The following is a 13,104-nucleotide window of genomic DNA, read 5'->3' as shown; positions in this document are numbered from 1 at the left end:
ATCAGCCCGCCCGCAGCGATCGCAGGCGCGGCAGGCGGTGTTCGATGCCGTCGATCTGCCCGGCGCTGCCGTGGTGAATGACGGTCACGCGGGTGGCGCGCAGTTGCGCCAATTCCTCGGCGCTGACGCCAAAGCTTTTGGCCAGGCGCTGATCGGTGAGCGGGCGGATCGGCTTGCGGCGGTCCTTGCCGCCGAAGCGGCGATGGTTGTACACGGCCCACGCCACCAGCACCGCGGCGTTGACCACGGCCAGCACGACATAGCCCCACAAGGTCTGCACCGTCGGCAGAAAGACGGGCAGCAGCGGCGCATCCGGGCCGCTGGCGGCCCCGCGCAGGATCGCCAGAATGCCGGCGCCAAAGAGGTAGACGAAAGCGAACCAGCCGAAGGCGGTCAGCGCGAAGTCGAACAGGTAGCCCGCGCGCGAGCGTTGCGTGGTGATGATCATGATGCGTCCGGTGATTTGATGCCGCGGTCGGGGCTGGTCCAGCGGGCGCGCTGGGCCTGCTTGCGCAGCATGACCTTGGGGAAACTGACGAGCGTGGTGAAGAGACTCACCATCCAGTAGGCCAGCGGATACCAGATGACCCAATACAGCGAGCGCGCCAGGCCCGGTTCGTAGCGGCGGTCGATCAGGATGCTGACGGCGAACTGCAGCAGGCAGACGACCGCCAGCATCATGCCGGTGAAGGCCGGCGGCAGCAGGCTGGCGATCTGCATGTTGTTGGGCAGCGCGACGATCTGGCTGACCAGCCACAGCACCACCGACAGCGCGAACGCGAACGCCCAGGCCGTCGACAGGCAGAACTCGGCCATCAGCGGCCACAGCCGGCGGTGGCGCCAGTTCCAGATCGAGCGCAGGTTCTTCAGGAACACCTCCGCGCCGCCCTGCGACCAGCGCAGCCGCTGCTTCCACAATCCGCGCAGCGTCTCGGGCATCAGGATCCAGCACAGCCCGCGCGGTTCATAGAAGATGGACCAGTGGTCGCGCTGCAGCTTCCAGCTGATGTCGATGTCTTCGGTGATCATGTCCAGGCTCCAGTAGCCCGCGCGGTCCAGCGCAACGCGGCGGAAGGCCGCGACGACCCCCGACACCGTGAAGACTTGGCCATACACGCGCTGCGTACGCTTGATGAGCCCGATGATCGAAGAGAACTCCCCGACCTGGATACGCCCGATCAGCGTGGAGCGGGTGCGGATGCGCGGGTTGCCGGTGACGGCGCCCACGCGCGGATTGTCGATCAGCGGCGCCACCAGATACGCGGCGGCGTCGGGGTCGAGCAGGGCGTCGCCGTCGATGCACACCAGGTATTCGCTGCGGGCCGCCAGCGCGCCCATGCGCAGTGCCATGGCCTTGCCCTGGTTCTGCGCCAGATGCACCACGCGCAGGCGCGGATGTTCGGCGGCCATGCGGTCCAGCAGCGCGGCCGTGCCATCGGTCGACCCGTCGTTGATGGCGATGACCTCGATGTGCGGATAGTGCTGGTTCAGGGCGGCCAGCAGGGTTTCTTCTCCGTTGTCGGCTTCGTTGAAGCACGGCACCAGAATCGACACCAGCGGCGAGCCGGCCAGTTCGGGCGGGGTGCGTTCGGCGCCCCATGCCCAGTGGCGCTCCCAATGCCACCAGAAGTAGATGCCGCCCGCCATCCACATGCCGGACATGAACAGCGGATAGAAGAACACGAAGCCCAACAGTGCTTCGCCGGTCAGCATCAGGGTGAAGCCGAACGGCGCGCCGAGCACCGCGCAAAGAATCAGCAGGGCAATCAATCGATCAGTCATTGGAGGGGATACCAGGCTTCGGAGATGGCGGGCCGGATGCCTTGCAACCGGGGCTGGTCTTGCGAGAAATCGTCGGGGTAGTAGCCGAAGCTGCGGGCGCCGCGCAGTTGCAGGCGGCGCATCCAGCCGGCCAGCACGTCGGTGTCCACCGGTGTGGCGTCGGGCCGGCCGGGGCCGGTGCGCCAGTCGCGGCTTTGCAGTTCGAACACGGTCCTGGACAGTGCGCCGGGCCGGCGGGCGACGGTGTCGACCAGCTCGTCCAGCCACGCGTTTTCCTTGCCGGGCGCCACGTTCTCCATCAGCGGCATCGCCATCGGCGCGGTCCAGTCATACGCGGCCAGAAAGTCGTCCAGGTTCTGCGCGAACCAGGTTTCGCTTTCGGGATTCAGGATGGGCTGGGCGTAGATGTTGCGCGCCGTCTTGATCTGCGGCCCGCGCACGGCGCGCACCTTTTCCGCGAGCGCCGCCGTGAAGTCCACCAGATAGCGGCTCTTGTAGCGGGTCCAGCGCTGCATCGTCTCCGGATCCGCGCGCAACGCCGCGATGCTGCCCGGCAACCCCGCCGCGCGGTACGCGGCCAGCGCGCCGGGGCTGGCGTCCTCGAAATCCGACAGCAGCGCGTCGTCGTGGAACAGGATGCCGTCGAAGATCGCTTGGCGAGCCAGATCTTCGTACAGGTCGCCGATGCGCGCGCGCACGGTGGCGTCAAACGGCGACAGGCGGCGGTACTGGTCCGGGTCCGGCTCCACCTGTCCGCTGTCCGGATCCCAGCGCTCAACACGGGGCAAGGCCGGGTCCATGTCGAAGGCCAGCACGGGCATCCATGCGTAGACCATCACGTTGGCGCGGTTGTGCAGTTGCCAGGCCGCGCGGTTGAAGAGGTCGGCGCGCATCGGCAGCCAGCGGTTGGGGAAGTACAGCGACTTCACCAGCCCATCGCCCTGCGGGTCGGAATAGGCCTGCAGGAATACCGTGTTGATCTGCATGTCCAGGATGCGCTGCACCAGCACCCCCAGATTGCGGTCGGTCTGTTCCGGGTCCGGGTCGTAGACGTAATCGAGGTCGATGTGTGCGACGCGCATGAAGGGGTCGGCCTCCATGCCCACCACGCTGTTGGCGAACGACTTGAGCGCCGGATCGCTGGCCAGCAGCATGCGCGGCGTGGACATCAGGCGGGACAGGCGCCCGGGTCCGTCTTCCAGCGTCAGCGCCATCTCGTAGCCGTTCTCGGCGGTGATGCGCAGCGTGGAGCCGCCTTCCGCGCCATACGGCCAGACCCACACGCGGGGTTTCTTGCCGGTGGCCTTGCGGATCTTTTCCGTGATGGCGGCCACGTCGCGGCCCATGCGGGCGTCGAACTGCGCCTCGGTCTCGTACTGGCCGGTGCGCGCATCAAAGGCGCGGATCGCAGCGGCCGGCTCGGTGTTGCCCTGCGGATTGGCCAGCGCGCCGTAGTGCGAAGCGTCCGTGTGGGCGGCGATTTCGACCAGCCCGGAACGCGAGATCTCGCGGACCTCATTCCAGTTCAGGAAGCGTTGGCGGGCCTCGGGCGTGCCGCCGAAATCCACCGGACGGTCGGACGGAGTGTCCATCCACGCGCCCACGGGCGCCAGCAGCGCCGGCCAGCCGTAGGCCTTCAGGATGGGCAACACGCGGGTGTGGAAGCTGCGGTAGCCGTCGTCGAACGACAGCAGCACGGCGCGGTCGGGCAGCGGCTTGCCGCCTTGCCGGGCCGCCAGGATCTGATCCACCGACACGGCCTGATAACCGTTGGCGCGCAGCCAGGCCAGCTGTTCCGTCAGCCGGTCCGTACGCACGCTGAGAAAGGCCTGGTCGGGGTCGTCGTCTTCGACATCGTGATACGCCAGGGCCAGGAACTGGCCATTGACCCAGGGCCGATCGGCGGCCGCGACCGGACGTTCGGCGGGCGGCGTGTAGACGGGGATGTCCTTGGCGCAGGCAGTCAGCGCCAGAATCAAAAGGAACAGCATGCCGGCGAACAACAGCCGGATATGAAGTTTGAGCATCATGTCGTGTCCGAAAAAACCGGGTCAGAAGCGGTAGGCAAGGTCGAAGACGACGCGCAGTTCACGCTCGCGCTCGCCGTCGTAGGGCCGGCTGGTGCCGGTGACCATGAAGCCCATGTCCAGGACGTCGTTGGCGCGGTAGCGCTGGCCATAGCCCAGCGCCAGGACGCCGCCCGTGCCGTAGCCCTGCTGGCTGTAAGTGCCGGCCCCCAGCGTGCCGATCTGCTCCCACGCGGTTTCGTAACGGCGGTGCAGCGTGTGCGTCAGCCGCACGCCGGGCAGGGCCAGGAAGTCGGCGCTGGGGTTGAAGTAGGGCGCATCGTCGCGGTTGTTGCGCTGGGTCGACAGGCCCAGCTCCAGGTCGGCCTTCAGGTGCGGCGCGGTGTAGACGCGCTCGCGGCCGGCCAGCCCGAATGCCCAGCGCGTGTTGCCGTCGCTGAAATGCGACGGGGCGGCCGATAGCGTCCATTCGCGCCGCTCGTCGGCACGCCAGCGCACGTACATTGACAGGCCGTTGGACGAGATGTCGTTGGTCAGCGCGCGTAGCGGCGTGTCGCGCGACAGGATTTCGGCCGAGCCGCCTACCTGCCAGTGGTCGTTCAGGTCGTAGGCGGCGGACAGCCGCGCGCCGGGCTTGATGCCGTGGCCGTAGTCGTTGGTGGAGACTTCGCCTTCCAGCGTCAGGTCGCGCACGCGCCATTCCACGCCGGTGCGCAGCCAGCGGTAGATGCCGCGGCCTTCCTCGAAGTCTCCCGATGCGTAGCCGCCGCCGCCAAAGGCGCGCCAGTCGTAGCCCATGGGCGGCGAATACAGCACGGCGTCGATGCCGAAATCGCCATTGCCCGTGACCGGACTGTCCGAGGCCAGGCCGCGATATCCGGTGATGCGCAGTTCGGGCTTGCGGTGGACCTCCCATTCGCGGGCCAGGCGCCGGCTGGTCAGGTTTTCCGGCGAGCGGGCCAGCGTGTCGGCGGACAGCGCCTCGGCCTGCCGCCATTCCTGCAGGTCCAGGGCGGTGAAGCCTTGGCCGTTCTCCACCGCCAGGTCGCGCGGCGCCAGCGTTTCGGCCAGCTTCAGTTCGATCTCCGAGGCGCGGGGCTGCGAGCGGGCGCGGTGAACGGTAGCCAGGTCGCTGCGCAGCGCGGAATTGTTGGGCGCCTGCCGCACCATCTGCGACAGGCGCTGGTGGGCCTGGACCGTGTCGTCGGCCTGAAGGTGCGTGGCGGCCAGGGTCTGGCGGCTTTCCAGGTTCAGGTCGTTGGGCATGCGCGTGGCCTGGCCCTTGTAGTACAGCCAGGGGGCGTAGCCGGACTGGACGGCGTCCGTGACCGGGGGCGTCTCGTCGAACTGTTCGCCTTCGGCCAGCGCGTAATACAGGCCGGTCTGCGTGGCCAGGCGCTGCGCCGGATCGTCGCCGGGCGCGCTGTCGCTGGCGGCCACCTGCCGGTACAGGTCGCGGGCGCGCTCGGGCTGGCGCAGGTACAGATAGGCGGAGGCCACGTCGCTGAGCACGTAGCGCGGCACATCGACGCCCTCGGCGACCAAAGCCTCGTATTCCTGGATCAGCGCCTGCATCTGCACCCGGGCGTGCAGGGCGTGCAGGCGGTCGATGCGGGCGCGCAGCACGTCGGCGCGGGCCTCGTCGCCCAGTTGGCGCCAATCCGCGATCGCGGCGTCGTAGCCCGCCAGCGCGCGGTCGGCGACGGCAAACCGTTCGGCCTCGCCGCGCGCCGGCATGGCCGCCAGCCGCGTTTCCTGCGCCAACGCGTCGGCCTGCAGGGTGCGCATCTGAGTGGGGGTAAACAGCGTTTCATGACGGCGCGCCCAGTCCAGCGCCACGTCGGCCATGCGCGCGCCCTGAAGCGCCTGGATGTATTCGCGCAGCACGTAGGACGTGGCGGGCGCCAGCGCCAGGGCCTGATCGGCCTGATGCAAGGCTTCAAAGGGCAGGGATTGCCGCGCATAGACGTAGCTGAGCGCGAGCCGGGCGTCGGCGTCGCGCGGGTATCGGGCGATGCGCTTCTCGCCCGCGGCGATGGCGGCCGGGAATTGCCCGGCATCGGCCAGCGTCATGATCTCGCCGGCCGCGAAGGCGGCTTCGCCCGGATGACGGCGCAGGCCCGTGCGGAAGCTGGCGAGCGCCTGCGGCCAGCGCTGCGCGTCGCGGTACGCCCGCGCCTCGGCCAACTGGACGTCGGCCGAAGGTGCGTAGCCGCCGGCGCGGGGCCGCTCGATCGGCGCGTCGTGGTTGCTCGACGGGCCGGCAAGCGCCAGCACGGGCGCCAACATGGCGCCGGCCGCGATCAGGTTCAGTCTGGGTCCAACGGCGTTTGGCCGCCTGGGTCGTTCGATTGGCATCTGTATGACATCCGCAGTGGCAATTCGGGGCGTCCATGGCTCCGCCGCGCCGGACGGGCGCGAGCACCCGGCAAAGGCGGCCGCAGGCGCACAAGGCGCCGGCAGCGCGGAGATGAACGTTTGATTGGGACTTGCGCGGCGCCCGCTACGGGGACCTTCGCACTCGCGTAATCGGAGTGCATGGCTAGTACGCGCCACGCCCGTGGGGCGTGATCGCGACGCTTATGCTGCGCCGTCGACGGGTGGAACTTTACGGAAAATTGCCCAAGTTAACTGTCAATTACTGCAAAGGGGGCGTCACGGCGAAGGCGCCTTGGCGTATTCTCTCGTCGCAGGCCGTGCAATCGTCTTGGCGCGGCGGTAAAGGTTCTGGACGGACGGACGCGCGTTGCCCAACAGGGCAAACGTCATGCGCGTCCTTTCGCCATTCTCGTAACAAAAAGCATCAAGAATGCTGACGTGTAACGCGCGTCTCTAGCGCGAACCCAGTGCAACTGCAGTCCCAACGGCGCGGCAGGCCGACAGGCCTGAGCCGGAGTGAACCATGACGACTAGCCTGTTTTTCCTGATGTGGGGCCTGGCCACGGCGTTGGCGTTGCCGTTGCTGCTGCCCTTTCACGTTCGCGGCGTCGAAGGCGTGCCCGCGTTCATGGCGGCCAACGCGCTGGCCGTGCTGTCCCTGCTGGCCTATGCGTCGGCCGAGATGATCCCGCCCGCCGCCTATGTGATGGTGTCCAACGCCGCCTGGGCCTGTTCCGCCGCGCTGGTGTACATCGGCGTGCGGCAGTTCTTCGGCATGCATCCGCATATCCTGCGCACGACCGTGCTGTGCTCGCTGTGCACATTCGGCTTTGCCCTGCTGCTGTACCGCAGCGACAGCCTGGTGTCGCGCATGGTGCTGTATTCCGTCTACACCTGCGTGCTGATGGCAGCGACGGGCGTCGTCATCTTCAGGCAGCGCAAGCGGATCAAGACGCGGGGCGTCGTGCTGTACCTGCTGCTGGCGTTCTTCGGGGTGGTGGCGCTGCATGCGTTGCGCGGATATGTGTACGGCGCGGGCGTGGAGGCGCCGGTGTCGCTGCTGCAGCCGTCGGCGTGGGGCCTGTTCTTCATTGTTTGCGGCTCCGTCACGGTGCCCGGACTCTTTCTTGCGCTGCTCTTCATGATCCAGAGCAGCCAGGCGGAAAAGATGCAGGCGGCGCTGACGTTCGACAGCCTGACGCAGGCGTATTCGCGGCGCAGCATCATGGATGAACTGGACCACGAGCTGCAGCGCTGCGAGCGCACCGGCGGCAAGCTGGCGGTGCTGGTGCTGGACATCGACCACTTCAAATCCATCAACGACCGCTATGGCCATGCGGGCGGCGACACCGCGCTGCGCCACTTCGCGCGCGTGGTGCAGAACGCGGTGCGGTCGAGCGACCGCTTCGGCCGCCTGGGCGGCGAGGAATTCGTGCTGCTGATGTACGACTGCGATCCCGCGAGCGCGCTGGTGCAGGCGCAGCGCGTCTGTGACGCCCTGCGCGACATGCCGCTCTATCTGCAAGGGCTGGAAGTGCAGATGACCACCAGCGGGGGGCTGGCGTCCTACCAGCCGGGCGACAGCGCCGACGTCATCCTGGCGCGGGCCGACGTGGCGTTGTACCGGGCCAAGGAGCAGGGACGGGACCGCGTGGAAATGGCCTGGAGCGGCCGCGGCGTCGGCAAAACAAGCGGCGGCCTGCCGGCCGCCGCGAATGCTCTGGAAACGGAAACCGCAGGGACTACGGCTTGAGGTGTTCCGTCAGGAACTTCTCCATGGCCTCGTAGAACTCGAACTTGTTCTCGTCGTTGTGGAAGCCGTGGCCTTCGTTGTCCTTGACCATGTATTCCACGTCCACGCCGCGCGCCCTGAGCGCCGACACCATCTGGTCGCTCTCGTCCTTGTTCACGCGCGGATCCTTGGCGCCCTGCGCGACGAACAGCGGCGTCTTGATCTTGTCCGCATGCAGCGCTGGCGAGGTTGCGGTCAGACGGTCGAGATCGCGCACCGGGTCGCCCACCATGTCCTGCATCTTGTCCAGCATGGGCTTCCAGTAGGGCGGAATGGACTTCATGAACGTGAAGAGGTTGGACACGCCCACGTAGTCCACGGCCGCGGCATACAGGTCGGGCGTGAAGGCCACGCCGGCCAGCGTGGCATAGCCGCCGTAGCTGGCGCCGTAGATGCCGATACGCTTGGGGTCGGCGATGCCTTGCTCGACCAGCCATTGCACGCCGTCGGTGATGTCGTCCTGCATCTTCAGGCCCCATTGCCCGAAGCCCGCTTCCCAGAAGTCGCGGCCATAGCCGGTGGACCCGCGGAAGTTCATCTGCAGCACGCAGAAACCGCGGTTGGCCAGGAATTGCACTTCGGGGTTGTAGCCCCAGCCGTCGCGCGCCCACGGGCCGCCGTGCGGATTGACGACGCAGGCCAGGTTCTTGGGCGATCGGCCGGCGGGCAGGGTCAGATAACCGTGGATGGTCCTGCCGTCGCGGCTCTGGTAGCTGATGGGCTGCACCCGCGACATGTCGGCCTCGGGGATGGCCGGATTCAGGTCCGCCAGCTTGGTCAGCGTGCCGGCCACCGCGTCGTAGATGTAGCGCGAGCCGGCCGTGCGGTCGTTGTAGGCCGCCACGATGAACTTGTTCTCGTCGCGGTTGCCGCCCTGGATGACGACGTCATAGCCCGGCAGGCGCTCGGCAAGCGTCTTGTACAGCGCTTCGGTTTCCGCGTCGAAGAACTTGTATTGCGGCTTGTCGGTCTGGTAGGACGCCACGGTCAGCACGCGGCGCTTGCGCGAGAATGCCGCGCCGTCCAGGTCGACGGTGTCGGGCGTGAAGATGACGTCTTCGGCATCCGGCGTGGCCGGGTCGATGACGACCAGCGACAGCTTGTCGCGGCCGCGGTTGCTCAGCGCATAGAACTTCTTGTCGTCGAACGTGAAGAACGCCGGGCTGACGCTGGTGCGGTAGTCGGTGGTGATGAGGGGACGGAAGTCGGACGCTTCGTCGTCGCGGTAGAGCAGGGTGGTGTTCAGCCCGTCGCTGGCGACGGCGGCGCGCACCTTGCCGGCGTGGTCGGTCTGCCAGCCGACGATGTTGCCCGGATTCTGCGCCACCAGCACGGCCGCGCCGGTGTGGACGTTGACGCGGTAGACGTCGAAGACCTCGGGGTTGCGCTGGTTGTGGCTGATCAGCACGTGGTCGGGATCGTCTTCCAGGTCGTCCTCGATACCGGCGCGCACGCCCTCATAGGGTGTCAGGTCGGTGATCGTGCCGGTCTTGGCATTGACGGCCAGGACATGGAAATTCTCGTCGCCGCCAAAGTCCTTCTGGTACAGCACCACGTCCGGGCCTTTCCAGAAATAGCCGCTGATGTCGCGCGCGGTCTCGCTGGTGAGCTGGCGGGGTTCGCCCACGAGCTGGCTGCCTTGCAGCGGCTGCACGTAGATGTTCATGCGGGCGGGGTTGCCGTCCACGCTGGTGGGCTGCATGAACGAGAGCGTCTGGCCGTCGTCCGACAGGCGGAAATAGCCGCGCTCAGGATTGCGGAAGAAATCTTTCAGGGGATAGGCGCGGGGAGGCGGCTGCGTGGCGCAGGCACCCAGGGAGGCGCCGACGATGCCGGCTGCCAGGACGGTGCGCAGAAATGAGAACAAGGGAAACCTCCGTGATGTCGATCCGCGTTGCAAATAGGCTGGTCGATAATGCCATAGCCGCGCGAGGGGTGTCGAACCGGCTCCTCAGATCCGCCACCACTTATGCCGCCGGACGGTTTGCGGGATAATCGCGGCAATTCTTCTGGAGATTTACATGTACAGGAATCTGGTCGCGGCCTCGGCGCTGGCCTTGGGACTGGCCGGCTGCTCGTTCGGCATTTCGCCGGATGGCGCGTCGCCGCACAGCGAATTCAAGGCGCCGGTGGCCTTCAAGGACGCCTATGACGCGGTCATCCGCCAGTCCAACGCGTGCCTGCGCAGCACCGACAACGCCTACCGCGTCGTGTCCGACCTGAACGAGAGCGCGCAAAGCGGCGTCGTGCGCGTGCTGGCGCCGTATTCCGATCGCGAGATGTCGCGCGTCGACCTGAAATCCGAGGGCCCGAAGTCCACGGACGTGCGCATCGTGATGTGGGGCAAGGGCACGTGGGATGCCGCCGCCATGCGCGCAATGCAGGATGCGGTGTATTACGGGCTGGTGTCGTGCAGCACGTACATGCCGCTGGATCCGCGCCCGCCCGTCAAGCCGTCGCGCGACCTGCCGAACTGAGGCAGGACGAAGGAAGGCGGGACGAAAGAAGGTCAGTCGCCGCCCGGGCGGCGGCGGATGATCTTGAACGTGGCGGGGGCGCGCGCCACCAGTTCGCCATCGGCCCGCCGGATGTCGCCCTCACAGAAGGCGATGGACGCGCCGCGGCGCAGGCAGCGCGCTTCGATGACCAGATCGCCCGTGGCGGGAGACAGGAACGTAGTGTTCATGTCGATGGTGGCCATGCCCTCGGTGCCGTCCGCGGACCCGCGCGCGGCGGCCGACAGCGTGAAGTCCAGCACGCTCATCAGCGTGCCGCCGTGCACGTCGCCGCGGCTGTTGGTCAGGTCTTCGCGCCACGGCAGCGTGGTGCGGGCATAGGCGGGCGCGATGCTTTCCGGCACCAGTCCGATGAAACTCATGAAGGGAATGGTCAGGCCGAAGTAGTCGGTTTTGGGGCAAGCAGGTGCAGTCATGGAACCGTCGTGGGCGAGAAGGAATAGCGGATTGCCGCCGGTCATAATATATGTTTTTGCCACGGGATTGAGGCTATGACGGGGCAGGCGTCAGTGCAGTCTGCGCGCAAGATCGTGCATGTGGACATGGATGCGTTCTATGCGTCCGTGGAGCAGCGCGACAATCCCGACCTGCGCGGCAAGCCGGTGGTCGTGGCCTGGACCGGACCGCGCTCGGTCGTGTGCGCGGCGTCCTATGAAGCGCGGCGCTACGGCATCCATTCCGCGATGTCCGCCATCAAGGCAGAGCGCCTCTGTCCGCACGCGATCTACGTGCCGCCCGATTTCAACCGATACCGCGACGTATCGCGCCAGGTCCGGCAGATCTTCGCCCGCCATACCGACCTGATCGAACCCTTGTCGCTCGACGAGGCCTACCTGGATGTGACGGTCAACAAGTGCGGACTGCCTTCGGCCACCGAGGTCGCCCAGGTGATCCGCCAGCAGATCCGAGAGGAAACCGGACTGACCGCTTCGGCCGGCGTGGCCCCGAACAAATTCCTGGCCAAGATCGCGTCGGACTGGAACAAGCCAGACGGCATTTTTGTCGTGCGGCCCGGCAAGGTGCTGGCGTTCCTGGAACCCTTGCCCGTGCGCAAGGTGCCAGGCGTGGGCAAGGTCACGCAGTCACGCCTGGAGCAGCTTGGCATCCAGACGGTGGGCGACCTGGCCACGCACAGCGCGCAGGAACTGGAGCACTATTTCGGCCGCTACGGGCGGCGGCTTTATGAATTGGCGCGGGGCATCGACGAACGCGAGGTGCAAACCGACCAGCCGCTGCAACAGGTGTCGGCCGAAACCACGTTCTCCAACGATGTCCGGCTGGAGGCCGTGGGCGACGCCCTGGACCGCATGGCGGAAAAGGTGTGGGATCAGGCGCTGAAGAAGGGCGCCTTGGGACGCACGGTGGTGCTCAAGCTGAAAACCGACCGTTTCCGCATCCTGACGCGCAGCCAGACCTGCGCCCAGCCGCCCACGTCGGCCATGGAACTGGCCGCCTTGGCCCGGCTGCTATGCGAACGCGTGGAACTGCCGCCGGACACGTTGTACCGGCTGGCGGGCGTGGGCATGAGCAACTTCGCAGATCCGGGCGAGCAGTCGCGCCAGCCGGATCTGTTTGGAGGGGCTTTCTAGCGCTATAGACGCGCTTTTACTTGCTGCGAAAGGGCAGTCATGTCGGCGCGGCCGGCCAGCTTCTGCTTCAGGATCGCCATCACCTTGCCCATCGCGGGCGCGCCCGTCACGCCTTGCGTGGCGACTTCGGCCAGCGCGGCGTCGATGGCGGCGGCGACTTCCTCGGGGGTGGCGGCCTGGGGCAGGAATTCCTGCAGCACGGCCAGTTCGCCCTTTTCCTGCTCGGCGGTTTCCGTGCGGCCGGCCTGCTCGAACGCGGCGATCGACTCGCGGCGCTGCTTGACCTGCTTTTCGATGATGGCGGTGATTTCGGCGTCGGACAGGTCGCGACGTTCGTCAACTTCCTTCTGCTTGACGGCAGCCAGCAGGAAACGCAGCGTGGTCAGGCGCTCGCTGGCCTTGGCGCGCATCGCGTCCTTGACGGCGTCGGACAGGCGGGTCTTGAGCGTAGCAGTGCTCATCGGTAAACCTTTGTGGTGTTGCGGTAATCGGGAAGTGTAAACCGGGCCGGGACGCACCGGGCGCGCGCCGGCCCGGGGATCACATCATCGTGGATCACTTCACCGTGGCGAGGTCGCCGCGCAAGGCGACGCCGGCGACCATGGCGCCCGCGTGGCATTCGTAGTCGGTGGTGCTGCGGTACTCGTTCTTGCGGTAGTAGCTGACGATATTGGTGACGGCATTGGCGCCGGCCTTCTTGGCGGCTTCATGCAGGGAGATCAGGGCGGACTGGGCGACCCACAGGCAAGCCTCTTCGTCCTTCTTGGCGAACGCGTTGGTCTTGCGGTTGGTGACCACGCCGGCCTCCACCACCTTACCCTTGGGACCCGTGCCGGCCAGGTAGAACTTGACGCTGCCGTCGATCTTTCCGGCGTCCTGCGCGGCCTTGATGGCGGCCGCGATGGGCAGGTGGACGGTGCGATCCGCGGCCAGGACCGGGGCGGACAGGGCAAACGACACGGTCAGCGCGCCGGCGAGCTTGCAAGGGAGGTTCATGATTTGCATTCCTTGTTCATACG

11 protein-coding genes are annotated in these 13,104 nt (G+C 67.1%); 3 read left to right on the top strand and 8 right to left on the bottom strand.

Going from position 1 to position 13,104, the window contains the following annotated elements; genetic code table 11:
- Position 1: 1 nt before the first annotated feature.
- The 4 genes from pgaD to pgaA are packed head-to-tail and all read right to left on the bottom strand — an operon-like array spanning position 2 to position 6,167.
- Entirely contained in the window at positions 2–448 is a 447-nt protein-coding gene (pgaD, locus tag AC6LJW_RS08030) for a poly-beta-1,6-N-acetyl-D-glucosamine biosynthesis protein PgaD (RefSeq protein WP_498086929.1), read from the bottom strand.
- Positions 445–1,782, bottom strand: a complete 1,338-nt coding sequence (gene pgaC, locus AC6LJW_RS08025; protein WP_427985380.1) for a poly-beta-1,6-N-acetyl-D-glucosamine synthase — start codon at positions 1,780–1,782, stop codon at positions 445–447. Before pgaC ends, pgaD begins: the two co-directional genes overlap by 4 nt.
- Positions 1,779–3,812: a poly-beta-1,6-N-acetyl-D-glucosamine N-deacetylase PgaB gene (gene pgaB, locus AC6LJW_RS08020; protein ID WP_498086928.1), complete on the bottom strand. Its 2,034-nt coding sequence runs from the start codon at positions 3,810–3,812 to the stop codon at positions 1,779–1,781. Before pgaB ends, pgaC begins: the two co-directional genes overlap by 4 nt.
- Positions 3,813–3,833: 21 nt before the next feature.
- Positions 3,834–6,167 (bottom strand): poly-beta-1,6 N-acetyl-D-glucosamine export porin PgaA, encoded by a 2,334-nt coding sequence (pgaA, locus tag AC6LJW_RS08015; protein WP_498086927.1) that lies wholly within the window; start codon positions 6,165–6,167, stop codon positions 3,834–3,836.
- Positions 6,168–6,711: 544 nt separating this feature from the next.
- Between pgaA and AC6LJW_RS08010 the strand changes: the two genes are divergently transcribed.
- Positions 6,712–7,941, top strand: a complete 1,230-nt coding sequence (locus tag AC6LJW_RS08010) for a GGDEF domain-containing protein (RefSeq protein WP_498086926.1) — start codon at positions 6,712–6,714, stop codon at positions 7,939–7,941.
- Here the strand turns inward: AC6LJW_RS08010 and AC6LJW_RS08005 are convergent.
- Complete coding sequence (locus AC6LJW_RS08005) at positions 7,931–9,847, bottom strand: S9 family peptidase (protein WP_427985375.1); 1,917 nt, start codon at positions 9,845–9,847, stop codon at positions 7,931–7,933. The two genes, AC6LJW_RS08010 and AC6LJW_RS08005, sit on opposite strands and share 11 nt — an antisense overlap.
- Before the next feature lie 154 nt (positions 9,848–10,001).
- On the opposite strand from AC6LJW_RS08005, the gene AC6LJW_RS08000 reads away from it, so the two are divergent.
- Positions 10,002–10,457 (top strand): BPTD_2524 family lipoprotein, encoded by a 456-nt coding sequence (locus tag AC6LJW_RS08000; protein WP_498086925.1) that lies wholly within the window; start codon positions 10,002–10,004, stop codon positions 10,455–10,457.
- 32 nt (positions 10,458–10,489) lie between these two features.
- On the opposite strand, the gene AC6LJW_RS07995 is transcribed toward AC6LJW_RS08000, so the two are convergent.
- Positions 10,490–10,912, bottom strand: a complete 423-nt coding sequence (locus AC6LJW_RS07995; protein ID WP_498086924.1) for a PaaI family thioesterase — start codon at positions 10,910–10,912, stop codon at positions 10,490–10,492.
- Between the two features lie 75 nt (positions 10,913–10,987).
- On the opposite strand from AC6LJW_RS07995, the gene dinB reads away from it, so the two are divergent.
- Positions 10,988–12,085: a DNA polymerase IV gene (gene dinB / locus AC6LJW_RS07990; RefSeq protein ID WP_498086923.1), complete on the top strand. Its 1,098-nt coding sequence runs from the start codon at positions 10,988–10,990 to the stop codon at positions 12,083–12,085.
- Between the two features lie 2 nt (positions 12,086–12,087).
- On the opposite strand, the gene AC6LJW_RS07985 is transcribed toward dinB, so the two are convergent.
- Entirely contained in the window at positions 12,088–12,546 is a 459-nt protein-coding gene (locus tag AC6LJW_RS07985) for a GatB/YqeY domain-containing protein (protein WP_498086922.1), read from the bottom strand.
- 94 nt (positions 12,547–12,640) lie between these two features.
- On the bottom strand, positions 12,641–13,081 hold the full coding sequence (locus AC6LJW_RS07980; RefSeq protein WP_498086921.1) for an excinuclease: 441 nt from the start codon (positions 13,079–13,081) through the stop codon (positions 12,641–12,643).
- Positions 13,082–13,104 lie beyond the last annotated feature (23 nt).

Source organism: Achromobacter sp. 1012554356 (assembly GCF_059760815.1).
This window is presented reverse-complemented; position numbering and strand designations above follow the sequence as displayed.

What these genes read in the sequence shown, in the direction of transcription:
- pgaD (WP_498086929.1), bottom strand. Translation starts at nt 448, where the DNA reads ATGATCATCACCACGCAACGCTCGCGCGCGGGCTACCTGTTCGACTTC.
- pgaC (WP_427985380.1), bottom strand. Translation starts at nt 1,782, where the DNA reads ATGACTGATCGATTGATTGCCCTGCTGATTCTTTGCGCGGTGCTCGGC.
- pgaB (WP_498086928.1), bottom strand. Translation starts at nt 3,812, where the DNA reads ATGATGCTCAAACTTCATATCCGGCTGTTGTTCGCCGGCATGCTGTTC.
- pgaA (WP_498086927.1), bottom strand. Translation starts at nt 6,167, where the DNA reads ATGCCAATCGAACGACCCAGGCGGCCAAACGCCGTTGGACCCAGACTG.
- AC6LJW_RS08010 (WP_498086926.1), top strand. Translation starts at nt 6,712, where the DNA reads ATGACGACTAGCCTGTTTTTCCTGATGTGGGGCCTGGCCACGGCGTTG.
- AC6LJW_RS08000 (WP_498086925.1), top strand. Translation starts at nt 10,002, where the DNA reads ATGTACAGGAATCTGGTCGCGGCCTCGGCGCTGGCCTTGGGACTGGCC.
- AC6LJW_RS07995 (WP_498086924.1), bottom strand. Translation starts at nt 10,912, where the DNA reads ATGACTGCACCTGCTTGCCCCAAAACCGACTACTTCGGCCTGACCATT.
- dinB (WP_498086923.1), top strand. Translation starts at nt 10,988, where the DNA reads ATGACGGGGCAGGCGTCAGTGCAGTCTGCGCGCAAGATCGTGCATGTG.
- AC6LJW_RS07985 (WP_498086922.1), bottom strand. Translation starts at nt 12,546, where the DNA reads ATGAGCACTGCTACGCTCAAGACCCGCCTGTCCGACGCCGTCAAGGAC.
- AC6LJW_RS07980 (WP_498086921.1), bottom strand. Translation starts at nt 13,081, where the DNA reads ATGAACCTCCCTTGCAAGCTCGCCGGCGCGCTGACCGTGTCGTTTGCC.